Origin of the sequence: Actinomadura sp. DC4 (assembly GCF_030406325.1) — a bacterium.
GTDB lineage: Bacteria > Actinomycetota > Actinomycetes > Streptosporangiales > Streptosporangiaceae > Actinoallomurus.
Window position 1 is genome coordinate 1 of the sequence record NZ_JAUEQY010000029.1, and the last position, 21,142, is coordinate 21,142.

Here is a 21,142-nt window from a genome sequence, read left to right on the forward strand (position 1 = left end):
GACATCCGCGACTGGATCGCGGCCTGGAACACCGACCCCAGGCCCTACGTATGGACCAAGACCGCTGATGAGATCCTCGAACGCCTCGCCGGATATCTGAACAGAATTCCCAACTCAGGACACTAGCCCTTGCCCGAGAACGCCACGTGGGCGCTGATCGCGAGGAGCGCGCAGCCGGCGGCCGTGTCGAGCAGGCGACGGGAGCGCTGGCCGCGCAGGGCGCGGGAGATCGGGCCGATGGCCAGGGAGAACGTCCGCCACCACAGCACGGCGACGCCGAGGAAGATGAGGGCGAGCGTCGCGGTGGTGCGCAGGCGCGGCTCGTCGTCCGCGACGAACTGCGGCAGCAGCGTGAGGAACAGCAGCGCGATCTTCGGGTTGAGCAGGTTGGTCACCAGCCCCTGGCGGAACGCCGGCCCGTACCCGCGTACCGCGGGCGGGGCCTCCGCGGGCTCCTCGGGCGGCTGGTCGCCGGACATGATGGCCGAGATCAGCAGGCGTACGCCGAGATAGGCGAGGTAGGCCGCGCCGGCGAGCTTCACCGCCGCGTACGCGTCGGCCGAGGCCGCCAGGATCGCGGACAGGCCGAGGACGGCCGCCGTCGCGTGCACCGAGATGCCCGCGCAGCAGCCCAGTCCGGTGAGCCAGGCGCCGCGAACGCCGGCGCTCAGCCCGTTGCGGACGACCAGCAGCATGTCGGGACCAGGGGTGATTGTCAGGACCGCGACCACGCCGAGAAACGGCAGCAGCAGCTCAGGCACGCAGTCATATTAGTCATAAAGCAGGTCAGAGCCGGCCGAAATTACAAAACCAGCCCGGAAAACGGACACGGCCGCCGATATGCGGCGGCCGTGGCCGGAAGCGGAGCAGCGAACGCTGTGTCTAGTGGCGGGCCACCACGACGACCTGGAAGGAGGTCTCCGGCCCGGGGACGCTGAGCCTGCCGACGGACCCGGCGGCCCAGGCGCGCAGCTGCACGGCACCGAGCGGCCGGTGCACGACCATCGGGATGTCGACGCTGACCCGACGGCCGGCGTCCAGCCCGCCCAGCTCGCAGCGGAGGTTCGCGCCGGCATGGGTGCAACCCGGGCCGTCCTTGACGGTCCACCCGTTCGGGATCGATGAGACCAGCCGTACGCGGTCGAGGTGCCCGTCGCCGACGTTGGTGACCGTCCAGCGGACGTTCTCGACCTCGCCGACGGCCGGACGCAGGTGGCTGGCCTGCCCGGAGACGGTGAGGTGGTTGGCGTGGGTCGCGGCCCCGGCACCGGGAGCCAGACTCAGCAGCCCCGCGGCGGCGAGCGTGGTGACGGTGAGTGTGCGCATGACGTTCCCCCTTGGAAAGCAGTGATCGCGTCAGACGCTTTCAGCAGGCGGGCCCGCCCGCCGTGACCACGCGCGGGTTTCAACGACTCATTGCCCGATCGCGGCGAGCGGTTGGGCCTCGGAGGGGGTGTTCGAGCCACGAGATCGCACATCGAGTCAGAAAACGGTCAAGGCGCGGGCGGGAACGATTTTCGCCGTCCCTTTCGGCGGTCTTCGGGCCGCACGCGCGCCGACCGGCCGCCGCCATGGCCGATACAGGTCAACAGAACGCTCAACGGCCTGTGAGGGCTGTCCTCGGGCGGGGTTCCGTGCTCACAATCCGGGATGCGTTCACGAGTTCTCATCACCGCGGCCGCCGCCGCGCTGGCGGCCTGCCTCGGCGGGCCGGTGTCCTCGGCCGGCGCGTCCCCTCACGCCTCCGCCGCGCCGAGGCTGGCCGACCCGCATCCCTGCCCGGACCAACCCGGCTACACCTGCTCGACCCTCACCGTGCCGCTCGACCATCGCGGCCGGGTGCCGGGAACGCTCGACCTTCAGGTGGCCACCGCGGACAACGCGGGCGCGCCCAAGGGAACCCTGCTGTTCCTCACCGGCGGACCGGGCCAGCCGGGCGTGCCGTTCATCGGCCGGATCGCCGGTCAGCGCCTGCCCGACGTGGGCCGGCAGTACCGCTTCGTCACGCTGGACCAGCGCGGCACCGGCGAGTTCGGCGCGCTCGACTGCCCGGGGCTGCAGGCCCAGGTGGGCAGCTCCGACATCGCCGCGCCCACCCCCGCGGCGATCAAGGAGTGCTCCGGCATCCTCGGCGACCGCAAGGGCCTGTACGGCACCGAGCAGACCGTCGCGGACTACGAGACCCTGCGCCAGGCGCTCGGCGTGAACAAGATGGTCGTCGACGGCGTCTCGTACGGGAGCTTCACCGCCGCGCGGTACGCCGCCGCGCACCCGTCCCACGTGCGCAAGGTCGTGCTCGACTCGGTCTTGCCGCACGTCGACCCGCAGGCCGACGACGGCCTCTACCTCGTCGGCCTGCACGCCGAGGCCCGCGTACTGCGCGACGCGTGCACGACGGCGCCGGCCTGCGGGTTCGACCCCGCCGACGACCTCGCGTGGGTGGTCCGGCACCGGAGCGACGCCGACGGCGTACGGATCTTCGACACGATGGTCTCGTACGAGTTCGCGGACCCGACCTACCGCGACGCCGACGCCCTTCCCGGCGGGCAGGGCGACATCGTCGGCGCGCTGCACGCCGCCCGGCACGGCGACCCCGCCCGGCTCGACGCGATCATCGCCCTCTTCAAGCCCGGCGGCGACGACCTGGCGAGCTACAGCTCCGGCCTGCACATCGACGCGTTCTGCTCCGACGGCGCGTTCCCCTGGGGCACGTCCGCCGCCCCGCTCGCGGGCCGCCCGGCCAGGCTGGACCGCGCGCTCCGCCGCATCGACGCCAGCCGGTTCTGGCCCTACACCCGTGCGACCTCTGCGGGCAGCGGCTTCGTCCAGGAGTGCCTGCGCTGGCGTTCCCGGCCCTCCGCCGAGCCGCCGGCCCGGCTGCCGGGCGTCCCGGTGCTGCTCGTCAACGGCGACCACGACCTGTCCACGCCGATGGAGTGGGCCTTTGAGGAGGCGCGGCACGCGCCGGACGCCAAGGTCGTCATCGTCAAGGGCGCCTCGCACTCGATCCAGAACCGCGAGCTCGGGCACGCCGGCCGCGACGCCGTGACCGCCTTCCTGGACGGCTGATCGCCCGTGCGGGCCCGCATCCGGCCGACCGGATGCGGGCCCGCGGGTGATCGTGATCGGGTCTTCTGGCATCCTTGCGGCATCTGTGCACTCCGCGCGCCCCGGATCGGTGGCAACGCGGCCGGAATTTCCCTCGCCGGCCGGGCATCCTTGTCGTGCGGATCATGACAGGGTGGACGCCCCCATCGGCATTCGGAGCGTGGTCGTGTGGCCGTGATGGTCTGGATCAACCCCGCCGCCGCGTGGGAGAGCGCGGTCGACGCGGCGGCCGGCCTCACCTGTGACGAGGTAGTCCTCCTCCTGGTCACCGAGGAGGAGGCCGAGCACGACGCCTTCACCGGCCTGCTCGGCCCGGCCGGCCACGAACCCGGAGAGGCGTTCGCCGGCGTGGAGGAGGAGCAGGCCGCAGCCCTGTTCGACGAGGCCGAGGCCCGGATCGGGCGCCCGGTACGGCGGCTGTGGGAGCGCGGCGTCGCCGAGCACGAGGTCGTCGCGGCGGCGAGCGGCGCCGACCTGCTCGTCTGCGTACGCGACGGCGCGCGCGAGCTGCCCGGCCCCGACAGCCTCGGACCGGTGACGCGGTTCGTCGTCGACCACGCGCCGTGCGGGGTGTTCCTGGTCTGGCCGGGGGACCGGGCCGCGCGCTGACGCTCGTCCGTCACCCGCCGGTCACGCCGGGCAAAAGCGAGCGGCGGGCGCGTGGGCGCCCGCCGCTGGTACCACCGCCTGACGTCAGCGGCTGAGGATGCGCTCGATCAGTGAGCCGTAGCCGCGCAGCGCCACGCGCAGGCGCTCGGTGTCGGCCTCCTCGCCGGCGTGGCCGCCGAGCTGGTCCCGGAGCCGCCCGAGGGCCGCGGTGAGCTCGTCCACGGCTTCGCCGGTCAGGTCACCGGCCTGCCGTACCGCGTCGGCCGGGTCGTCCACGAAGACGGCCTTGACGTCGCGCCAGCGGTCGCGGAGCCGCCCGGCGGCCTCCGCGTCGACGAGCTGCTCGACGTCGAAGTCGTCGCCCGCCGTCGGGCGGGCACCCGTCGAGGCCGCCTCGGTCTCGGTCTCCGTCGCCGTCTCGGTGGCGGACCCGTCCGCGACCGGCAGGATCACCGGCTCCTCCACACCCGTGTCGGCCGCCTCGTCGACGGCCTCCGGCGGGTCGGTGACGGCGACCGGCTCGGCCTCGTCGTCCGCGGCCTCCTCAGCCGTGTCGGAGGTCTCGTCGGCGGTCTCGTCCTCCACGATGATCGGCTCTTCGGTGCCGAAGGGCTCGGAGACGTGGTCCCGCTCGCCCTCGGTGCCGTCGTCCTCGGCGGCGTCCTCGGCGGGCCGGCCGTGCTCGCCGTCCGCCTCGGCCGGGGTGTCGTCGTTCCACACCTCGCCGACGAGGGGCTCGTCTTCGTCGCGGGTCTCGTCGGTCTGCTCGTCGGTACGGTCGTCCACGTGCTCACCGGTCTGCTCGTCGGTGTGCTCGTTCGCCGTGTGGCCGGGCCAGCCGGCCACGGGCCGGTCGTCGTCTTGGTGCGGCTCGTCCACGGGACGGTCGTTGAAGTCGTTCATGCCTCATGCTCCCTTGTCGTCGCTGTCACGCCGTGTGGTCCGCCGGGCCGTCCTGGTCCGGGTGGCAGGCTTGGCCTCGGTACGCTCGGCGGCCGCCTCTTCCGGCGTCTCCTCCGGCGTCCCAGCGGCCGCACCGGTGTCGGCGCGCGCCGCGTCCCGCTCGACCGGCTCATTCACGGGCTCGCTCACCGGCTCGCTCGCGACGGGCTCGGCGGCGACGGGCTCACGCGTGGCGGCGTCGGCCCTGGTCTCCGCGGGCTCGGCGACGGGCTCGGCGGTCTCGGCCTCGACGGCGTCCGTCTCGGTCGCGGTGCCGGCGTCCGTACCGGTACGGACGGGGGAGTGCCCGTTGGTGATCGACTCGCCGTCGGTGTCGAGCAGCTCGGCGAACAGGGTGCGGTAGTGCACCATCGCCTGCCGCAGGTCCTCGGTGGAGGCCTTCTTCGCCTCGGCCTGCGTGCTGATGTCGTGCGCCTGGCGGTACCGGTCGATGGTGCTCGCGTGCTCGACCGACAGGTCGGAGACCTGCTGCTCGTACCCCTCGGTGGGGTAGCCGCGCTCGCCCATCACGAGGACGAGAAGACGGTCGGCCTCGGTGACGGCGCTCTCGGGCTCGTCCACGAAACGCTCCTGGACCTGACGCCATTCGGCGATGTGACGCTCGCGCGTCTCCGGGTCCAGCGGGTGAATCTCCAGCTCGTCATGGCGCTTCTGGCGGGCGAGCAGCTCCTGCTCGGCCTCCTTCGTGCTCTCGTGGCTCTCGACGGTGCGGTCGTACTCGGGGCCGAAGCGCTGCTGCAGGCCGCGTCGCCGCGCCTGTCCCCGCGCGAAATACCCGACTACGCCGATCACGGCGAGCACGACTATGACGATGACGACCACTGCGACGGTCGACATGGTTGCCTCCTGGGTTGCAGTTGCGAGCCTTCTCTGCCCCCGCAAAACGTCCTAAAACAACCGAGTAGAGGTGCTATGCCGGAATGTTTGCACCGCCCTGGAGGGCTCGCGGCGGTGATGCGAAAACGTGATGATGGGACCGTTCCACAACCGTTTCGGCGCTACAGTCCCACCTGTTGTTTCCTGTCCGCTCTGTCCCGGCCGTACCGGCGATCAAAGCCGCCGGCGGTCGCGGACCCGATGAGCGGCGCTCGTCACCGCGGCGAAGCGTCGGCGGCGACCGCCAGGTCCGCCCGCTCCACGGTCACGGCGAGGAGGGCGACGGCCCGGTCGAAGCTGCGGGCCAGCCACTGCCGGCCGCCGATCGTGAGCAGCAGCCGGTCGAGCGCCCCGGCGCGCAGGATGGTCGCGGTCAGCGTGACGAACGAGCCGGCGTCGGCGCGCTCGATCGCCCAGTGCACGTAGGCCACGGTGCGCCGGCCGACCGCCGCCGTACCCCCGAACGCCCATGGCCGGTGGCGTGTCGTGACGCGCGTGCGGGCCGTACGGCGGACGCCCAGCGGCCCGCGCATCGAGATCAGCGCGCTCATCCCATCGGGCGCCACGCCCTCCAGCCGCAGGTCGTCGCCGGTGATCAGCGCGTGGTTGGGCAGCCGTTCGAGGAAGTCGTAGACGGCGTTCGCGGTCGCGCGTACCGGAAGGGCCGATGACACCGTCGCCACGCCATGCGCATCGGGGACCACAGCGGACCGGAGGTCGAACGAAGGCGTGCTGCGAAGGGCCATGTGTTGGACAACGCGCCAGACACGCCAGACGTTCATTTCAACGACCAAACGCGACATTTCTCGGTAAATCAAGTTCTTGGCCTCGTCATGTCGGTGTTCGCGGGAATGATGGCCTGGGCCGGGTTTCGGCACCTGGCCTCGGATGGGAGCTGAGCGATGCGGATGACGGTGCTCGGGAGCTGCGGAGCCTGGCCCACGGCGGGCCGGGCGTGCAGCGGCTATCTGGTCGAGGAGGACGGCTTCCGCCTGCTCATCGACCCCGGGTACGCCACGCTGCCGCGTCTGCTCCGCCACGTGAGCGCCGCCGGCGTCGACGCGGTCCTGGTCAGCCACGGCCACCCGGACCACTGCGCCGACCTGAACCCCCTGCTGCGCGCCCGCGCCCTCGACGCGGACCCGCCGCCGAGGCTGCCGGTCCACGCGCTGCCCGGCGCGCTCGACCGGGTCCTGGCCCTGGACCGGCCGGGCATGCTCGACGACGCGCTGGTGCTGCGCGCCTTCAAGGCGGGCGGCCGGTTCGAGATCGGCCCGTTCACGGTCGACACGTGGGTGCTGCCGCACTGGGTGCCGAACGCGGGCCTGCGCCTGACGGCCGGCGGGCGGGTGCTCGCCTACACCGGCGACTCGGGCCCGTGCCGGGAACTGGCCGAACTCGCCCGCGACGCCGACCTGTTCCTCGCCGAGGCGACCCACCCGGAACAGGTGCCGGCCGGGGACGCCCGCTATCTGTCGAGCGCCCGCCAGGCGGGCGAGCACGCGACCGCCGCGGGCGCCGGTCGCCTGATGCTCACCCACCTGTGGCCCGGCACCCTCCCGGTCCAGGCCCTGGAGGCGGCCCGCCGCACGTACGACGGCGACGTGGACGTCGCCCGCGAGGACGAGACCGTCCGCCTCGGCTGAGGCGGACGCCCTCGCTCAAAGCCCCGGTCGCGTCACTGCTTCGGCGCCTTGCTCGCGAACTCGGTGGTGTAGGTCTTGGACAGGTCGATGCTGTCCTTCTTGCCCTTGACGTTCGGTGAGAACTGGGCGAGGACGTTGAGCACGTTGTTCGCCCCGTCGGCCGGCATCAGGCCGTCTCCGTTGAACATGCCGATGCTGTCCGCGACCGCCTTCTCGTACAGCGTGGGGCTGCCGCCCGCGTAGTCGGCCGGCATCTTGGCGGCGATCTCGGCCGGCTTGTGCGCCTTGATCCAGGCGAGCGTCCTCACCAGCGCGTTCGCCAGCTTCTGCACGACCTGTGCGTGCGACCGGACGTAGTCACAGTTCATGTACAGCGAGCTGGAGGGGTAAAGGCCGCCGAGTGCCGCGCGTGCGCCCGCCTCCGTGCGCATGTCGAGCAGGACCTTGCCCTTGCCGGTGTCGGTGAGCTGGGCGATGGTCGGGTCGGTGGTCATGCCCGCGTCGATGCCGCCGTTGTTCAGCGCGGCGATGAACGTCTGGCCCGCGCCCGCCTTCACCGTCGTGTACTCCGAGGTCTTCACGCCGTTCTTGGTGGCGAGGTACTGCGTGAGGAAGTCGGTGGACGAGCCGGGGCTCGTGACGCCGAGCTTCCTGCCCTTGAACCCGGCCGGCGAGGTGATCCGCCCGGCCTTGGCGGCCGATACGACCTCGGCCTCGCCCGGCACGTCGGCGAGCTGCACGACGCTCTCGATGCATTTGTCCTTGGTCTGCAGGTCGATGGTGTGGTCATAGAAGCCGACCACGCCGTTGACGTCCCCGGAGATCAGGACGTTCTCCGCCTGCGCGCCGGCGGGCTCGGTGAGGAGCTGAACGGTCACGCCCTCGGCCTTGAAGTAGCCGAGCTGCTCGGTGAGCTTGGCCGGAAGGTAGATGACCTTGTCGATGCCGCCGACCATGATCTTGACGGTGTCGCCCTTCCCGCCGCCGGTCGACGCGGACGTACGAGAGTCGCGGCACGCGCTCAGCGACAGGGCGGTGACGGCGGCGAGGGCGGCCGCGGTGACGCGGGTGGCCGTGTGCATGGGAGGACTCCTTAGATCTGTGCTTCGACGCCGGAGGCGGGCGGACGCCAGCGCAGCAGGCGGCGTTCGAGGAGGGTGAGCAGCCACTCGGCCAGCAGCGCGATCACCGTGATGATGATCATTCCGGCGTAGATGCCGGCCGAGTCGAAGGTGCCCTGCGCGTGGTTGATGAGCAGGCCGAGGCCCTTGTCGGCGCCGCTGTACTCGCCGACGACCGCGCCGATGATCGCGAAGCCGAACGCCGAGTGCAGCGAGGCGAGGATCCAGGAGGTCGCGCTGGGCACGACGATCGTGCTCAGCACCTGCATCCGGCCGGCGCCGAGGATCCGGGCGTTGTTCACCAGGTTGCGGTCGACCTCGCGGGCGCCCTGGAAGGCGTTGAAGAAGACCGCGAAGAACACCAGGACGAACGCGGTCGCGACCTTGGAGGACATGCCGAGGCCGAACCAGATGACGAACAGCGAGGCCAGGATGATGCGGGGGATCGCGTTGGCGGCCTTGATGAACGGCGCGCACACGTCGGACAGGAAGCGGCTGCGGCCCAGCACGATGCCGAGCACGACGCCGCCCGCGCTGCCGAGCGCGAAGCCGATCAGGGCCTCCTCCAGCGTGTACGCGATCTGCTGCCAGATCGAGCCCTGGGAGGTGCCGTCCGTGAACCAGTCCACCAGCCGGTGCCAGATCGCGCTCGGCTTGGAGTAGTAGAACGGATCGATCCAGTGGGTCGCGGCCAGCTCCCACGAGCCGAGCACGGCGACGACCAGCAGCACCCGTACGGCGTTGATCACGACCACACGGCTGCGCCGCGCGGCCCGTGCCTGGGCGACCGCCCTCGCCTGGTCGTCGGCCGCGACGTCGTCCCGGACCCGGGTGTCAGGCTGCACGCCTCGCACCCCTCTCGCGGGTGATCTGCACCTCTTCGCGCAGGGAGTCCCACACCTCGCGGTAGATCTCCAGGAACTCCGCGGTGAGCCGGACCTCCTCCGCGTCGCGCGGCCGTTCGAGCGGGACGGCGAAGGAGCCCTTGACGGTGGCGGGCCCGGCGGTCATCACGACCACGCGGTCGCCGAGGACGATCGCCTCCTCCAGGTCGTGGGTGACGAAGACGACGGCGGCGGCGCCGCCCGCGCCGCCCGACCACAGCCGCAGCAGCTCGTCCTGCATCAGGCCGCGCGTCTGCACGTCCAGCGCGGAGAACGGCTCGTCCATCAGCAGGATCGACGGCTCGTTGACGAGCGTCTGGGCGAGCGCGACGCGTTTGCGCATGCCGCCGGAGAGCTGGTGCGGGTAGTAGGACTCGAACCCGCCGAGGCCGACCCGCTCCACCCATTCGCGGGCCTTGTCCCGCGCCGCGCGCCGGCCGGCGCCCCGGTAGCGCGGGCCGGTCGCGACGTTGTCGAGGACCGAACGCCAGGGGAGTACGGCATCGTTTTGGAACATGTAGCCGACACCGTCCGGGATGCCGGTGACGGGCCGGCCGTGCACGAGCGTCTCGCCGGCGGAGGCGGGTTCGAGGCCGGAGATGAGGGAGAGCGTGGTGGACTTGCCGCAGCCGGTGGGACCGACCACGGTGACGAACTCCCCGGAGCTCACGGTGAGATCGAGGTCGCGGATGGCCGTGTGCACGCCACCCGACGAGCGGAAACGCTTGGTGGCGCCGCGGAGTTCGATCGCGGGGCCATCAGGGGCTGCTTGCGTGGGCATGCCGCCAGACGCTACGAGCGTGTGTCCTGCGCGTTAAGCCTTGCCCGCGATGTACTCACAAGCCGTGTTATTGGCCGTTCAGCGGATAAATCGAGGTTTTGCGCGTTCTGCTCGCCGCCCGCGGGACACCCCCGTTCGGTTACGGTTTGCACGTCATGCCCCGGCGTCCACGCGTCCGCTTCGCGCACCAGGTGCTGATTCTGCAGATCGGTGTCGTGGTGCTCGTCGCCGTGACGGGGTACGGTCTCGCCGCCTGGGTCCAGCGCGACGAGCTGCGGCACCAGTTCGCCTGGCGGGCCCTCACCCTCGCCCGCTCCGTCGCGTCCGACCCGGTGATCGGTGACGCGGTGGCGAGCGGCGACCCGCAGGGCGTCGTGGAGGAGCGCGCGGAACGCGTGCGGCACGCCACCGGCGCGCTGTTCGTCGTCGTCACCGACCGGCGCGGCATCCGGCTGGCCCACCCGAACCGCGCCGAGATCGGCCGGCGGGTCAGCACCGACCCGTCCGCCGCGCTGTCCGGGCACGAGGTGACCGTCATCGAACGCGGCACCCTCGGCCTGTCCGCCCGCGGCAAGGTCCCGCTGTACGACCACGTCGGGACGCTGGTCGGCGAGGTCAGCGTCGGCTTCGACGCCGACGCGATCGACCGGCGCGTGCACCGTACGCTCGCGATCGCCGCCGGGCTCGCCTCCGGCACCGTCGCGCTCGGCGTCCTCGCCTCGGTGGCCATCGGCCGGAGGCTGAAGCGCCAGACCCTGGGCCTGGAGCCGCACGAGCTGGCCGAGCTCGTCCAGGAGCGCGAGGCGGTGCTGCACGGCATCAGCGAGGGCGTGCTCGCGTTCGACACGGCCGGCCGCGTGACGATCTGCAACGAGGAGGCGGCCCGGCTGCTCGGCACCACGCCCGCCCGCCGGACCCCCGTCGCCGAGCTGCGCGTGGACGGCCGCCTGCGCGCGGTGCTCGCGGGCGAGTCCGTGCCGGCCAACCTGTTCGTCGTCTCGGGGGACCGGGTGCTCGTCGTCAACCGGCGGGAGGTCAGCCACGACGGCCGCCGTCTCGGCGCGGTGGTCAGCCTGCGCGACCGCACGGACGTGGAGTCGCTCGCCCGGGAACTCGACGCGGTGCGCACGCTGTTCGACGCGCTGCGCGCGCAGCGGCACGAGTACGCCAACCGCCTGCACACCCTGTCGGGGCTGCTCCAGCTCGGCCACTTCGAGGAGGCGGCCGGCTACATCCGTACGCTGGCCGAGGTCCCCTCCGCGAACGGGGAGCCGCCGGGCAGCGTGCCGGACCCCTATCTCGGGGCGTTCCTGTCGGCCAAGGCGGCCGTCGCGGCCGAGAAGGGCGTCGAACTCCGGATCGCCGAGACCACGTGGGTGCCCGGACGGGTCGCCGAGCCGCTCGACGTGACCACCGTGCTCGGCAACCTGGTGGAGAACGCCCTGGAGGCCGCCCGGCTCGGCAGCCGCCGGCCCGCCCGCGTCGAGATCGAGCTGCTCGGCGACGGCGCCGACCTGCACGTCACCGTCACCGACTCCGGAGAGGGCGTCCCGGAGGACCTGCAGGAGGAGATCTTCCTGGACGGCGTCTCCACCCGCGGCGGTGACGGCGGCCGGCCGCGGGGCCTCGGCCTCGCGCTCGCCCGTACGGCGGCGCGCGCCCGCGGTGGCGACGTCACCCTCGCCGAGCCCGTCGAGGAGAACGCCGGAGCCGTCTTCGTGGCCCGGCTGCCGGAGGTGCTGAATTGATCGACGTGCTGGTGGTCGACGACGACTTCCGCGTGGCGCAGGTCCACGCCGGCTTCGTGGATCTCGTGCCCGGTTTCCGCGTGGCGGGCCGGGCCCGTACGGCGGCCGACGCGCGGGCCAAGGCCTCCGCCGCCGACCTCGTGCTGCTCGACGTCTACCTGCCGGACCAGTCGGGCCTGGACCTGCTGCCGCGCCTGGCCACGGACGTGATCATGGCCACCGCCGCGACCGACCCCCAGTCGGTGCGCACCGCGATCTCACGCGGCGCGCTGCACTACCTGATCAAGCCGTTCACCGCCGCGGAGCTGGGCGAGCGCCTGCGCGCGTACGCGAGGTACCGCGAGTGCCTCACGACCGGCGGCCAGCTCGGCCAGGCCGACGTCGACCGCGCCGTCCACGTGCTGCACGACGTGCCGCGGGCCCGGCAGCGTACGGTCAAGGGGCAGTCGCCGGTGACCTCGCGCCTTGTCGCCGACGCGCTCCGGCGGGCCGGCGCGCCGCGCTCGGCGGCCGAGATCTCCGAGGCGGTCGGCATCTCGCGGGCCACCGCCCAGCGCTACCTCGCCTCGCTCGCGCAGGGCGGCCGGGTGCTGGTGACGCTGAGGTACGGCAGCACGGGACGTCCCGAGCACGAGTACCTCTGGCGGCCGGGCTCCTCCGGACCGGTCGCCATGTGATGTCACATCCGGCTCCGGTCCCTCGTCTCCCGGGTTGTAGAGACGAAGGAGATCGAAGCCATGAAGGTTCTCATCGCGGGCGCAACGGGCGCTGTAGGACGTCCCCTGGTGCGGATGCTGGCCGAGGGCGGGCACGAGGTGTTCGCGCTCACCCGGTCCCGGCGGCCGGTGCCCGGAGCGACGGCGGTCGTCGCCGACGCCATGGACCGTACGAACCTGCTCGGAGCGGTGGAGGGACTGCGGCTCGACGCCGTGGTGCACCAGCTGACCGCGCTGAAGAAGGTGCCGACGCGCGAGGGGCTGATGGCCGCGACCAACGCGCTGCGCGCCGAGGGCACCACGAACCTGCTGGCCGTCGCCGGGGCCACCGGCGCGTGCCGGTTCGTCAGCCAGTCCTTCTACGGCGGCTACGGCTTCCGCGACCACGGCGCGGAGCCGCTCACCGAGGACGTGCCCTTCGCCGAGCCGGGCGGCCCGTTCGCGCGTACGGTCGCGGCGATGCGCTCGGCGGAGGAGCAGATCTTCACCGCCGAGGGCGTGGAGGGCGTCTCCCTGCGCTACGGGGGGTTCTACGGCCCGGGTTCGGTGGAGGGGATGCTGGACGCGCTGCGCAAGCGGCGGCTGCCGGTCGCGCGGGGCGGCGTCGCCCCGTGGACCCACGTCGACGACGCGGCCGCCGCGACGGTCGCCGCGCTCGAACACGGCCGGGGCGGCCGGGCGTACAACATCGCCGACGACGAGGCGGCGACCTGGCTCGACCTCATCACCGAGATCGCCCGGGTCTTCGAACTGCCGAAACCGCTGGTCGCGCCCGGCGTGCTGGTACGCCTCATGGCCCCGTACGCCGGTGCGCTCATGACCCGTACGTCGATGCGGCTCTCCACGGCCAGGGCGCGGGACGAGCTGGGCTGGAGGCCGTCGGTGACCGGCTACCGCGACGGCCTCGCCCGTACGCGGAAGGTCCTGGGCGTCTGACGCGCGGAGGGGCCGGGCCGGAGCCCGGCCCCTCGATCACGGGCGGATCAGTGGACGCAGCCCGAAATGGTGTTCGGCGGTGAACAGTTGTCCGGCGTGTTGTTGCGGACGCTCGACACGCTCAGCGTCACGACGCCGGGCGCGACGTTGCGGATCCCCCCGCCGCCGCCGACGTTCACGGCGCGGTTCAGCTCCACCAGCGTGCGGCTCAGCGTCGTCGTCGCGACGTTGTAGATGCCACCCCCTGTGCCCGTGGCGACGTTGCGGTCGATCGTGCTCTGGATGAGATGCGTCGCGCCGCTCACCGTCGCGATGCCGCCGCCGTCGATCCCGGAGGTGTTTCCGGTCAGGCGGCTCCCGGAGACGGTCAGGCTCCCGAGGTTGATGACGCCGCCGCCGGAGCCGGTCGTGGAGTTGGAACTGATGACCGTCCTGGAGATCAGGGCGTTCGCGGTGGCTCCATTGGAGACCGCTCCGCCGTTGGGCCCGGTGTTGCCGCTCAGGGTGTCCTGCCGCAACACCAGCGAGCCGTTGTTGAGAATGCCCCCGCCGCCGGCGCCGTCCGCGATCCCGTTCAGGACGAAGACGCCCTCCAGGTCGAGCCTGCCGCCCGCGTTGACCTGGAGAATGCGCGCGACCGCGATGTTCGGATCACGTCGCAGCGCCGTGGACGGGCCACCGATCATGGTGACGTTGCCGGTGATCGGCGGTAGCGCCGTGCTGCCGATGACCGCCGGCGTCGTGATGTCGTACGTGCAGTCGGCCGAGAGCCGGATCGTGGTCGGCGTCACGTTCGCGGCGGTGATCGCCGCGGCCAGCGCCGGTGCGCTGCAGGGTACGAACACGACCTTCTTCGCCGCGGCCCGGGCCGGCGCCTGCGCCATGGTCAGCGCGGCGCCGGCGAGCACCGCCGCGCCGATCCCACCGGCCGCCCTTAGGGATGAACTCATGTGAATTCCCCTCGAAAGCCATTTTGGGATCAGTTGCGGCAACCCGGAATGGCGTTCAGCGGGAAGCAGTTGTTCGGCGTGTTGAGACGGATGGCCGAGACCCTGACGGTCACGGCACCCGGCGGTTGATTGAAGATTCCGCCGCCGCTGACCGAGGCGGTGTTCCGCTCGACGAGCGTGTGGTCGACCAGCGTCAAGCCGAGGTTGCGGACCGCGCCGCCGCTGCCCGTGGTCGTGTTGTGGTGGAAAGTGCTTTGAATGAGGCGGGAGGTGGCGCCGGCCGAGGTGTTGAGGCCTCCGCCCCCGGCGCCGCCCGCGTTGTTCGCCGAGACCCGGCTGTCCTGGAACGTCACGACCCCGGCGTTGTTGACGCCGCCCCCGACGCCGCCCGTGGACGTGTTGCCGCTGACGATCGAGCGGCTGATCAGCACGTTTCCGGTGGTGTTGTTGTGCACGCCGCCGCCGTCGCTGGCGGCCGTGTTGCCGCTGAGCGTCACGTGCTTCAGGACCACCCGGCCCGAGTTCTCGATGCCGCCGCCCGTCGCGGGGGTGTCGCCGTTGATAAGGAAGATCCCATAGACGTGGAGCGTGCCCGAGATGGCGACATGGAGGAGGCGGACGTTGCCCGCGGAGACGTTGCGCCTGATCGTGGTTGACGGCCCGCCGACCAGGTAGACGGTGCCGGTGATGAGCGGGAGGGCATCGTCGACCGACGCCGCCGTGGTGATGTCGTAGGTGCAGTTCGCGGCGAGCCGGAGCAAGGCCGGCGTCGTGTTGGCCGCGGTGATCGCGGTGGCGAGCGCCGGTGAGCTGCACGGCACGATGACGGTCTTCTTCGCCGCGGCCTGGGCCTGGGCCGGGGCCATCGTCAAGGCGGTGCTCGCGAGCACCGCGGCGCCGATCCCACCGGCCGTTTTCGCGAATGAAGCCATTGAAGCCATTGAAGCCATACGAATCCCCCGAAAGTCATGGTTGTTGCTTATGTGCAGTCGGCTCAGGCGGTGTCGTTCGCAATCGTGTGGTTGCCGGGAAAACGTCGGCCGATCTGGACATCTATCGTGACGGTGATGTAATGCCTGCACGGGTGGCAATCACCTCAGGGAGTGATCGCTCTCCGGGTGCGAATCGTCTATATCCAATTCCTGGGAAAGCATGCGTCGCCATTTCGTACGGGCGTGTCTTTTGCCGACGGAATACGAAGCGACGTGAAGCATTTAGCGCACCGGGCACCTACGGCGGTGTGTCACTTACGCGTGCGGTACAACCGCGTGATGAGTTCCTCGATGCCGGGCTCGCGGAGGGCGATGTCCTCCACCTCGTGGTGCGCGGCGACGGCCGCGACGACGGCGGCGGCGTTCGCGGCGGGCGGGACGGCAAGCCACTGGCGCGGTCCCTCGGTACGGATGACGCGGGCGCCCTCCACCGCGATCGGGGGAGCCGCACGGGCCAGGTCCACGATGAGGGTCCGGTCGGCCGCGATCGTGTCCCGCAGCGCGGCCAGCGACCCGTCGTAGGCCAGCCGTCCGTGGTCGATGACCATCACCCGGCGGCAGAGGCGCTCGATGTCGCCGAGGTCGTGCGTCGTCAGCAGGATCGTCGTTCCCCGCTCGGCGTTGAGCCGGACGAGGAAGTCGCGCACGGTCCCCTTGCTGACCACGTCGAGGCCGATGGTCGGCTCGTCCAGCACGAGCAGCTCCGGGTCGTGCACCAGCGCCGCCGCCAGGTCGCCGCGCATGCGCTGCCCGAGGCTGAGCTGCCGCACCGGGGTGTCGAGGAAGGACTCGAGGTCGAGGAGTCCGGTCAGCTCGGCGAGCCGCGCCCGGTGCGCCGGCCGCTCGACCCGGTACAGGTGCCGGACGAGCGTCAGGCTGTCGCGCAGCGGCAGGTCCCACCACAGGGTGGTCCGCTGGCCGAACACCACACCGAGCCGCCGCGCCAGGGCCGTACGCTGCCGCGACGGGTCCAGGCCCGCCACGCGCACCCGCCCGGAGGACGGCGTGAGGATGCCGGTGAGCATCTTGATCGTGGTCGACTTGCCGGCGCCGTTGGGCCCCAGGTAGCCGACGAACTCACCGGCGGCGACGGTGAAGGAGATCCCGTCGACCGCGGGGACGCGGACGCCGCTCCGGCGCAGCCGCCCGGTGCGCCGCCGTACGGTGAAGGACTTGGCGACCTCGTCGACCTCGATCAAGGTCAGCTCCCCGTGGATCGGTAGTGCCGCAGCCCGGTGCGCCAGGCGAGGGCGGCGAGGACGGACAGCACCGCGGCGACGAGCGGCGCGGCGAACCGGAAGAACACCGGCAGGCCCAGCGGGTCGCGACGCCTGAGGACGTACAGCGCCGGCTCCCAGTTGACGAACGCCAGCGGCAGCACCCAGGTCAGCCCGCGCAGCGCGTCGCGGCCGAACAGGCTCAGCGGGTACTGCGTGAGGAAACCCCCGCCGTAGGTGATCGAGTCGCCCGCGTGCCGCCCGTCCACGACGGCGAACTGCCAGGAGGCGGTGAGCACCCAGAGCGCTGCGAAGATCCACGCGCCGCACACGAGCATCAGGGGGACGGCCGCGACGCGGCCGGGCGTCCAGGCGACCGGCAGGCGTACGAGCGACAACACGAACACGGTCGCGGTCGGGACCAGCTTGCCCATGCGGCGCGGGGAGAAGTCCTCGGTGGCGATCTGCACGAGGGGGCCGACCGGGCGGACCAGCAGCGTGTCGAGGGTGCCCCGGCGGATGTGCTCGCCGAGGCGTTCGGCGGTGCCGAGGGCGATGTCGGCGACGGCGAAGGACACGCCCGCCGTGCCGTACAGGAACATCACCTCGGGCAGCGAGAACCCGCCGAGCCGGGGCGTGTGCGCGAAGATGATGAGGATGGCGACGACGTCGAGGGAGGCCGAGACGGCCGCCGTCGCGACCAGCATGGCCATCGACACCGGATACTGCGCCGCCGAGCGCATCCACGCGCCGGCCAGCAGCAGGTAGACGCGTACCGTCTCAGCCACCGTTGACCACCAGATTGCGGTGCGCTCGCGCCGTGAGCAGCCGCCCGGCCGCGAGCAGGACCGCGGCCCAGGCCGCCTGGAAGGCGTACACACCGAGCACGTCGGTGCGCTTGCCGAGGTAGACGTCGGCCGGGAGCTGGACCAGCGCCGCCCACGGCAGCGCGCGGGAGACCGTGCCGAGCGTGCTCGGGAAGATCGTCAGCGGGACGATCATGCCGGAGAAGAACATCGAGACGATCAGCGAGATCCCGTTGACGCCGCGGTCGTCGTGCAGCCAGAACACCGCCAGCGAGATGAGGTAGCGCAGGGCGAAGCTCACCAGCACGCCGAGCAGGACCGCGCCGGCGAAGGCGGGCCAGGCCGCGGCCGAGGGCCAGTGCAGGGAGAAGAAGAGCGTCCCGCCGAGCATCGGCGGCAGCCCGCGGCTGAGCACCGCGAACCCGGCCCGGCCCAGGTCATCGGCCAGCCACCAGCCCTGCAGGTCGGCGGGGCGGTGCAGGTCGATCGCGATGTCGCCGCTGCGGATCCGCTCGGTGAGGTCCAGGCTGCCGCCGAAGACGCGCACCGGCTCGAGGAGCGCCTGGGTGAGGAAGCTGAACGTCACCGCGTCCGTGACGTCGTACCCGCCGAGGCCGGGCCGGGCGTGCCAGAGCGCGATCAGCACGCTCGCCCGCAGGAAACCGAAGATCGTGTTGGTGAAGGTCGCGGAGAGGGCCGCGACGCGGTAGGTGCCGTAACGGCGGAACGCGTAGGCCGCGATCAAGGCGTACAACCGCATCCCGCCGCTCTCTCCTCACGTGGGCCGGCACCCACCGTACGGACCACGCGCCGCCGCCCGCCACACCTTTTCGGCGTGACGGGCGGCGGTGCGCTCCGGAGGATCAGCCCTTGATGTCGCCCCCCGGCAGGGCGGGCTTGCCGGTGGAGTAGAGCCACGTGTGGAAGAACGGCGTGAGGTTCTGGTGGGTGACCCGGTTCGCCAGCGCGGTGAACTGCTCGGTGCTCCCGTTGGAGTACTTGTGCTGTTCGAACCAGGTGTGCAGGAGCTTGTAGAAGGCGTCGTCGCCGACCTTCTCCCGCAGGAACTCCAGCACCATGCCGCCGCCGCTGTAGACGCGGTCGTGGAACATCGTGTCGCGCTGCGGGTTGGCGATCACGACGTTCCACCAGGTGTCGGTGTCGCCGTGCCGGTTGTAGACGAGACGGGCCTGGTCGTGCACGGTCGTCCCGGCGTGCTTCTCGTTCCAGAGCCACTGCGCGTACGTCGCGAAGCTCTCGTTCAGCCAGATGTCGTCCCAGTCACGGACCGAGACCGCGTCGCCGAACCACTGGTGGGCGAGCTCGTGCGCGATCGTCGCCGTGTTGCGCACGTCGGAGTAGAGCGGCCGGGTCTGGGTCTCCAGGGAGAAGCCGATCGTCTGCCCGTTGTACGTCGCCAGGTCGCCGATGGCCCCGGTGGAGTCGAAGGCGAACTTGCCGAAGGTCTTCGACCACAGGTCGGTCGCCTCGGCGGTGGTGTCCCAGAAGAACGCCATCGGGTCCGGGTGGGCCGGGTCGCGGCCGACCAGCTTCGGGTCCACCGCGACCGTCTCGGGGATCCCGCCGGGGGTCTTGCCGTTCTTGAACTGCCACTGCCCGATGTCGGCGGTGGCCAGGTAGGTCGCCATCGGGTACTTCTCGTCCCAGACCCAGGTTGACTTGTCGCCCTTGGTCCGCTGGGAGACGAGCCGGCCGTTCGCGATCACCGACCGGTCCTTCGGCACCGTCACACGGAAGGTGTAGGAGGCCTTGTCGCTCGGGTGGTCGTTGCTGGGGAACCAGGTGGAGGAGGCGTTCGGCTCGTCGCCCATGAACGCGCCGTCGTCGGTGTGCACGAAGCCGTACGGCGAGCCGAACACGACCGGCGAGCCGATGATCGTCTGGGGCACGCCGCCGTACGTCACCGCGACGACGAAGCGGCTGTTCTTGCGGATCCCGTGCCGCGGGGTGATGGTCAGCTCCTGGCCCGTACGGGTGAACGACGCGTGCCTCCCGTCGACCGTGACCTTGCTGACGTCGAGCTGCTGCAGGTCCAGGTCGAACCGGGACAGGTTCTGCGTCGCCCGCGCGGTCATGGAGGTCGTGCCGTCCAGGCGCTTGCTCGCCGGGTCGTAGGCGAAGGCCACGTCGTAGTGCTGGGCGTCGTAGCCCCCGTTGCCCTCCAGCGGGAAGTACGGGTCTCCGATGCCGGTGGCGCCGGGCGTGTACTGGGAACGCGACTGCGCGACGGCGGCCGGGGTCAGCGCGGCGAGGCACGCGGCCGTCGTGGTGATGGCCAGCAGCCTGCGGCGGGTTCTGCGCATGTGGGTCCCTACTGCTGAAGATCGACAGGGGCGGTAACTCGGTGACGATACTGCCCTACGTGACGGCATATAGGTACAAGAGAAATTGGCCGGAAAGCGCCGTAAACGAGAAGGTCCCCCAAGACGTGCCGGGGGACCTTCTCGCGTACGGACAGATGTCAGTGCGTGGCGGCGAACTGCTCCTCCTCGGTGGAGCCCTTCAGCGCCACGGTCGAGGAGTCCGGCGAGATCGCCGTGCTGACCAGGTCGAAGTAGCCGGTGCCGACCTCGCGCTGGTGCTTGGTCGCGGTGTATCCGGCCGCCTCGTCGGCGAACTCCGCCTCCTGCAGCTCCACATAGGACGTCATGCCGTCCTCGGCGTAGCCCTTGGCGAGGTGGAACATCGAGTGGTTGAGCGAGTGGAAGCCGGCCAGCGTGATGAACTGGAACTTGTACCCCATGTGCCCCAGCTCGCGCTGGAACTTGGCGATCGTGGCGTCGTCGAGGTGTTTCTTCCAGTTGAACGACGGCGAGCAGTTGTAGGCGAGCATCTGGTTCGGGTACTCCGCCTTGATCGCCTCGGCGAACTGCTGGGCGACGTCCAGGTCCGGCGTGCCGGTCTCCATCCAGAGAAGGTCGGAGTACGGCGCGTACGCGAGGCCGCGGGCGATGCACGAGGAGATGCCGTTGCGCACCCGGTAGAAGCCCTCGGCGGTGCGCTCGCCGGTGACGAACTCCCGGTCGCGCTCGTCGACGTCGCTCGTGATCAGGGTCGCGGCCTGTGCGTCGGTCCGCGCGACGATCAGCGATCGCACGCCGGACACGTCCGCTGCGAGGCGGGCCGCGTTCAGCGTCTTGATGTGCTGGCCGGTCGGGATGAGCACCTTTCCGCCGAGGTGGCCGCACTTCTTCTCCGAGGCGAGCTGGTCCTCCCAGTGCACGCCCGCCGCACCCGCGGCGATCATGCCCTTCATCAGCTCGAACGCGTTGAGCACGCCACCGAAGCCGGCCTCGGCGTCGGCGACGATCGGCGCGAGCCAGTGCGGCGCGTCCTCGTCACCCTCCGACCAGGTGATCTGGTCGGCGCGCATGAGCGCGTTGTTGATGCGGCGGACGACGGCCGGCACGGAGTTGGCCGGGTAGAGGCTCTGGTCGGGGTAGGTCTGCGCGCCGAGGTTCGCGTCGGCCGCCACCTGCCAGCCGGACAGGTAGATCGCCTTCAAACCCGCACGAATCTGCTGAACCGCCTGATTTCCCGTCAACGCCCCGAGCGCGTTGATGTAATCATCGTCGTGCAGAAGCTTCCAGAGGCGCTCGGCGCCCAGCCGGGCCAGGGTGTGCTCCTCCTGCACCGACCCGCGGAGCCGCACGACGTCCTCGGCGGTGTACTCCCGTCGGATGTCGGCCCAGCGCTCGTCGGTCTTCCACTGGTGCTGCAGCTCCTCGGCTGCGCCCTTGAGGCGACGGTCACTCATTGCCATTGCCC

At 71.3% G+C, this 21,142-nt stretch carries 21 protein-coding genes and 1 pseudogene; 7 read left to right on the plus strand and 15 right to left on the minus strand.

Going from position 1 to position 21,142, the window contains the following annotated elements; all coding sequences use genetic code 11:
- Positions 1–126: pseudogene (locus tag QWU11_RS36255) on the plus strand (IS630 family transposase); the annotation flags it as partial.
- Here the strand turns inward: QWU11_RS36255 and QWU11_RS36260 are convergent.
- Together QWU11_RS36260 and QWU11_RS36265 are read right to left on the minus strand one after the other, a co-directional pair.
- Positions 123–761: a LysE family translocator gene (locus QWU11_RS36260; RefSeq protein WP_290119037.1), complete on the minus strand. Its 639-nt coding sequence runs from the start codon at positions 759–761 to the stop codon at positions 123–125. The pseudogene QWU11_RS36255 and the gene QWU11_RS36260 overlap by 4 nt on opposite strands.
- 121 nt (positions 762–882) lie before the next feature.
- Positions 883–1,326, minus strand: a complete 444-nt coding sequence (locus QWU11_RS36265; RefSeq protein ID WP_290119038.1) for a hypothetical protein — start codon at positions 1,324–1,326, stop codon at positions 883–885.
- A gap of 324 nt (positions 1,327–1,650) precedes the next feature.
- Here QWU11_RS36265 and QWU11_RS36270 point away from each other — a divergent pair, with 324 nt between their 5' ends.
- On the plus strand, positions 1,651–3,069 hold the full coding sequence (locus QWU11_RS36270) for an alpha/beta fold hydrolase (protein WP_290119039.1): 1,419 nt from the start codon (positions 1,651–1,653) through the stop codon (positions 3,067–3,069).
- A gap of 216 nt (positions 3,070–3,285) precedes the next feature.
- Entirely contained in the window at positions 3,286–3,717 is a 432-nt protein-coding gene (locus tag QWU11_RS36275; RefSeq protein ID WP_290119128.1) for a universal stress protein, read from the plus strand.
- Positions 3,718–3,801: 84 nt separating this feature from the next.
- On the opposite strand, the gene QWU11_RS36280 is transcribed toward QWU11_RS36275, so the two are convergent.
- From QWU11_RS36280 to QWU11_RS36290, 3 genes are all read right to left on the minus strand, one after another.
- Positions 3,802–4,620 (minus strand): hypothetical protein, encoded by an 819-nt coding sequence (locus QWU11_RS36280; protein ID WP_290119040.1) that lies wholly within the window; start codon positions 4,618–4,620, stop codon positions 3,802–3,804.
- A 3-nt stretch (positions 4,621–4,623) separates the two neighbouring features.
- Positions 4,624–5,517 (minus strand): hypothetical protein, encoded by an 894-nt coding sequence (locus QWU11_RS36285; RefSeq protein ID WP_290119041.1) that lies wholly within the window; start codon positions 5,515–5,517, stop codon positions 4,624–4,626.
- A gap of 254 nt (positions 5,518–5,771) precedes the next feature.
- Positions 5,772–6,230: a hypothetical protein gene (locus QWU11_RS36290; RefSeq protein WP_290119042.1), complete on the minus strand. Its 459-nt coding sequence runs from the start codon at positions 6,228–6,230 to the stop codon at positions 5,772–5,774.
- 228 nt (positions 6,231–6,458) lie between these two features.
- Between QWU11_RS36290 and QWU11_RS36295 the strand changes: the two genes are divergently transcribed.
- Positions 6,459–7,202, plus strand: a complete 744-nt coding sequence (locus QWU11_RS36295; RefSeq protein ID WP_290119043.1) for an MBL fold metallo-hydrolase — start codon at positions 6,459–6,461, stop codon at positions 7,200–7,202.
- A gap of 32 nt (positions 7,203–7,234) precedes the next feature.
- Here the strand turns inward: QWU11_RS36295 and QWU11_RS36300 are convergent, their stop codons facing one another.
- The 3 genes from QWU11_RS36300 to QWU11_RS36310 are packed head-to-tail and all read right to left on the minus strand — an operon-like array spanning position 7,235 to position 9,988.
- Positions 7,235–8,284 carry an ABC transporter substrate-binding protein gene (locus QWU11_RS36300; protein ID WP_290119044.1) on the minus strand — a complete coding sequence of 350 codons (1,050 nt, stop codon included), beginning with the start codon at positions 8,282–8,284 and terminating at the stop codon, positions 7,235–7,237.
- An 11-nt stretch (positions 8,285–8,295) separates the two neighbouring features.
- The gene (locus tag QWU11_RS36305) at positions 8,296–9,168 is read right to left on the minus strand and encodes an ABC transporter permease (RefSeq protein WP_290119045.1); all 873 of its coding nucleotides are present in this window, start codon (positions 9,166–9,168) and stop codon (positions 8,296–8,298) included.
- Positions 9,158–9,988, minus strand: a complete 831-nt coding sequence (locus tag QWU11_RS36310; RefSeq protein ID WP_290119046.1) for an ABC transporter ATP-binding protein — start codon at positions 9,986–9,988, stop codon at positions 9,158–9,160. Before QWU11_RS36310 ends, QWU11_RS36305 begins: the two co-directional genes overlap by 11 nt.
- A 155-nt stretch (positions 9,989–10,143) precedes the next feature.
- Between QWU11_RS36310 and QWU11_RS36315 the strand changes: the two genes are divergently transcribed.
- Genes QWU11_RS36315 through QWU11_RS36325 form a run of 3 tightly spaced genes read left to right on the plus strand, consistent with a single transcriptional unit; the run spans position 10,144 to position 13,388 of the window.
- Entirely contained in the window at positions 10,144–11,736 is a 1,593-nt protein-coding gene (locus QWU11_RS36315) for a sensor histidine kinase (protein WP_290119047.1), read from the plus strand.
- 5 nt (positions 11,737–11,741) lie between these two features.
- On the plus strand, positions 11,742–12,413 hold the full coding sequence (locus QWU11_RS36320; protein WP_290119129.1) for a response regulator: 672 nt from the start codon (positions 11,742–11,744) through the stop codon (positions 12,411–12,413).
- 60 nt (positions 12,414–12,473) lie between these two features.
- Positions 12,474–13,388 carry an NAD(P)-dependent oxidoreductase gene (locus QWU11_RS36325; protein ID WP_290119048.1) on the plus strand — a complete coding sequence of 305 codons (915 nt, stop codon included), beginning with the start codon at positions 12,474–12,476 and terminating at the stop codon, positions 13,386–13,388.
- Positions 13,389–13,435: 47 nt separating this feature from the next.
- On the opposite strand, the gene QWU11_RS36330 is transcribed toward QWU11_RS36325, so the two are convergent.
- From QWU11_RS36330 to aceA, 7 genes are all read right to left on the minus strand, one after another.
- The gene (locus tag QWU11_RS36330; RefSeq protein ID WP_290119049.1) at positions 13,436–14,338 is read right to left on the minus strand and encodes a hypothetical protein; all 903 of its coding nucleotides are present in this window, start codon (positions 14,336–14,338) and stop codon (positions 13,436–13,438) included.
- Positions 14,339–14,367: 29 nt separating this feature from the next.
- Positions 14,368–15,270, minus strand: coding sequence for a hypothetical protein (locus QWU11_RS36335; protein ID WP_290119050.1), 903 nt, complete (start codon positions 15,268–15,270; stop codon positions 14,368–14,370).
- Between the two features lie 311 nt (positions 15,271–15,581).
- Entirely contained in the window at positions 15,582–16,529 is a 948-nt protein-coding gene (locus QWU11_RS36340; RefSeq protein WP_290119051.1) for an ATP-binding cassette domain-containing protein, read from the minus strand.
- 2 nt (positions 16,530–16,531) lie between these two features.
- A complete protein-coding gene (locus tag QWU11_RS36345; RefSeq protein ID WP_290119052.1) occupies positions 16,532–17,335 on the minus strand; it encodes an ABC-2 family transporter protein in 804 nt (267 codons plus the stop codon).
- Positions 17,328–18,113, minus strand: a complete 786-nt coding sequence (locus QWU11_RS36350; RefSeq protein WP_290119053.1) for an ABC-2 family transporter protein — start codon at positions 18,111–18,113, stop codon at positions 17,328–17,330. The genes QWU11_RS36345 and QWU11_RS36350 overlap by 8 nt, the downstream gene beginning before the upstream one ends.
- 103 nt (positions 18,114–18,216) lie before the next feature.
- On the minus strand, positions 18,217–19,677 hold the full coding sequence (locus QWU11_RS36355) for a M1 family metallopeptidase (protein ID WP_290119054.1): 1,461 nt from the start codon (positions 19,675–19,677) through the stop codon (positions 18,217–18,219).
- Positions 19,678–19,835: 158 nt separating this feature from the next.
- Entirely contained in the window at positions 19,836–21,137 is a 1,302-nt protein-coding gene (aceA, locus tag QWU11_RS36360; protein WP_290119055.1) for an isocitrate lyase, read from the minus strand.
- Between the last annotated feature and the right edge of the window lie 5 nt (positions 21,138–21,142).

What these genes read in the sequence shown, in the direction of transcription:
- QWU11_RS36335 (WP_290119050.1), bottom strand. Translation starts at nt 15,270, where the DNA reads ATGGCTTCATTCGCGAAAACGGCCGGTGGGATCGGCGCCGCGGTGCTC.
- aceA (WP_290119055.1), bottom strand. Translation starts at nt 21,137, where the DNA reads ATGGCAATGAGTGACCGTCGCCTCAAGGGCGCAGCCGAGGAGCTGCAG.
- QWU11_RS36270 (WP_290119039.1), top strand. Translation starts at nt 1,651, where the DNA reads ATGCGTTCACGAGTTCTCATCACCGCGGCCGCCGCCGCGCTGGCGGCC.
- QWU11_RS36265 (WP_290119038.1), bottom strand. Translation starts at nt 1,326, where the DNA reads ATGCGCACACTCACCGTCACCACGCTCGCCGCCGCGGGGCTGCTGAGT.
- QWU11_RS36295 (WP_290119043.1), top strand. Translation starts at nt 6,459, where the DNA reads ATGCGGATGACGGTGCTCGGGAGCTGCGGAGCCTGGCCCACGGCGGGC.
- QWU11_RS36300 (WP_290119044.1), bottom strand. Translation starts at nt 8,284, where the DNA reads ATGCACACGGCCACCCGCGTCACCGCGGCCGCCCTCGCCGCCGTCACC.
- QWU11_RS36355 (WP_290119054.1), bottom strand. Translation starts at nt 19,677, where the DNA reads ATGCGCAGAACCCGCCGCAGGCTGCTGGCCATCACCACGACGGCCGCG.
- QWU11_RS36330 (WP_290119049.1), bottom strand. Translation starts at nt 14,338, where the DNA reads ATGAGTTCATCCCTAAGGGCGGCCGGTGGGATCGGCGCGGCGGTGCTC.
- QWU11_RS36350 (WP_290119053.1), bottom strand. Translation starts at nt 18,113, where the DNA reads ATGCGGTTGTACGCCTTGATCGCGGCCTACGCGTTCCGCCGTTACGGC.
- QWU11_RS36310 (WP_290119046.1), bottom strand. Translation starts at nt 9,988, where the DNA reads ATGCCCACGCAAGCAGCCCCTGATGGCCCCGCGATCGAACTCCGCGGC.
- QWU11_RS36315 (WP_290119047.1), top strand. Translation starts at nt 10,144, where the DNA reads ATGCCCCGGCGTCCACGCGTCCGCTTCGCGCACCAGGTGCTGATTCTG.
- QWU11_RS36275 (WP_290119128.1), top strand. Translation starts at nt 3,286, where the DNA reads ATGGTCTGGATCAACCCCGCCGCCGCGTGGGAGAGCGCGGTCGACGCG.
- QWU11_RS36280 (WP_290119040.1), bottom strand. Translation starts at nt 4,620, where the DNA reads ATGAACGACTTCAACGACCGTCCCGTGGACGAGCCGCACCAAGACGAC.
- QWU11_RS36285 (WP_290119041.1), bottom strand. Translation starts at nt 5,517, where the DNA reads ATGTCGACCGTCGCAGTGGTCGTCATCGTCATAGTCGTGCTCGCCGTG.
- QWU11_RS36325 (WP_290119048.1), top strand. Translation starts at nt 12,474, where the DNA reads ATGAAGGTTCTCATCGCGGGCGCAACGGGCGCTGTAGGACGTCCCCTG.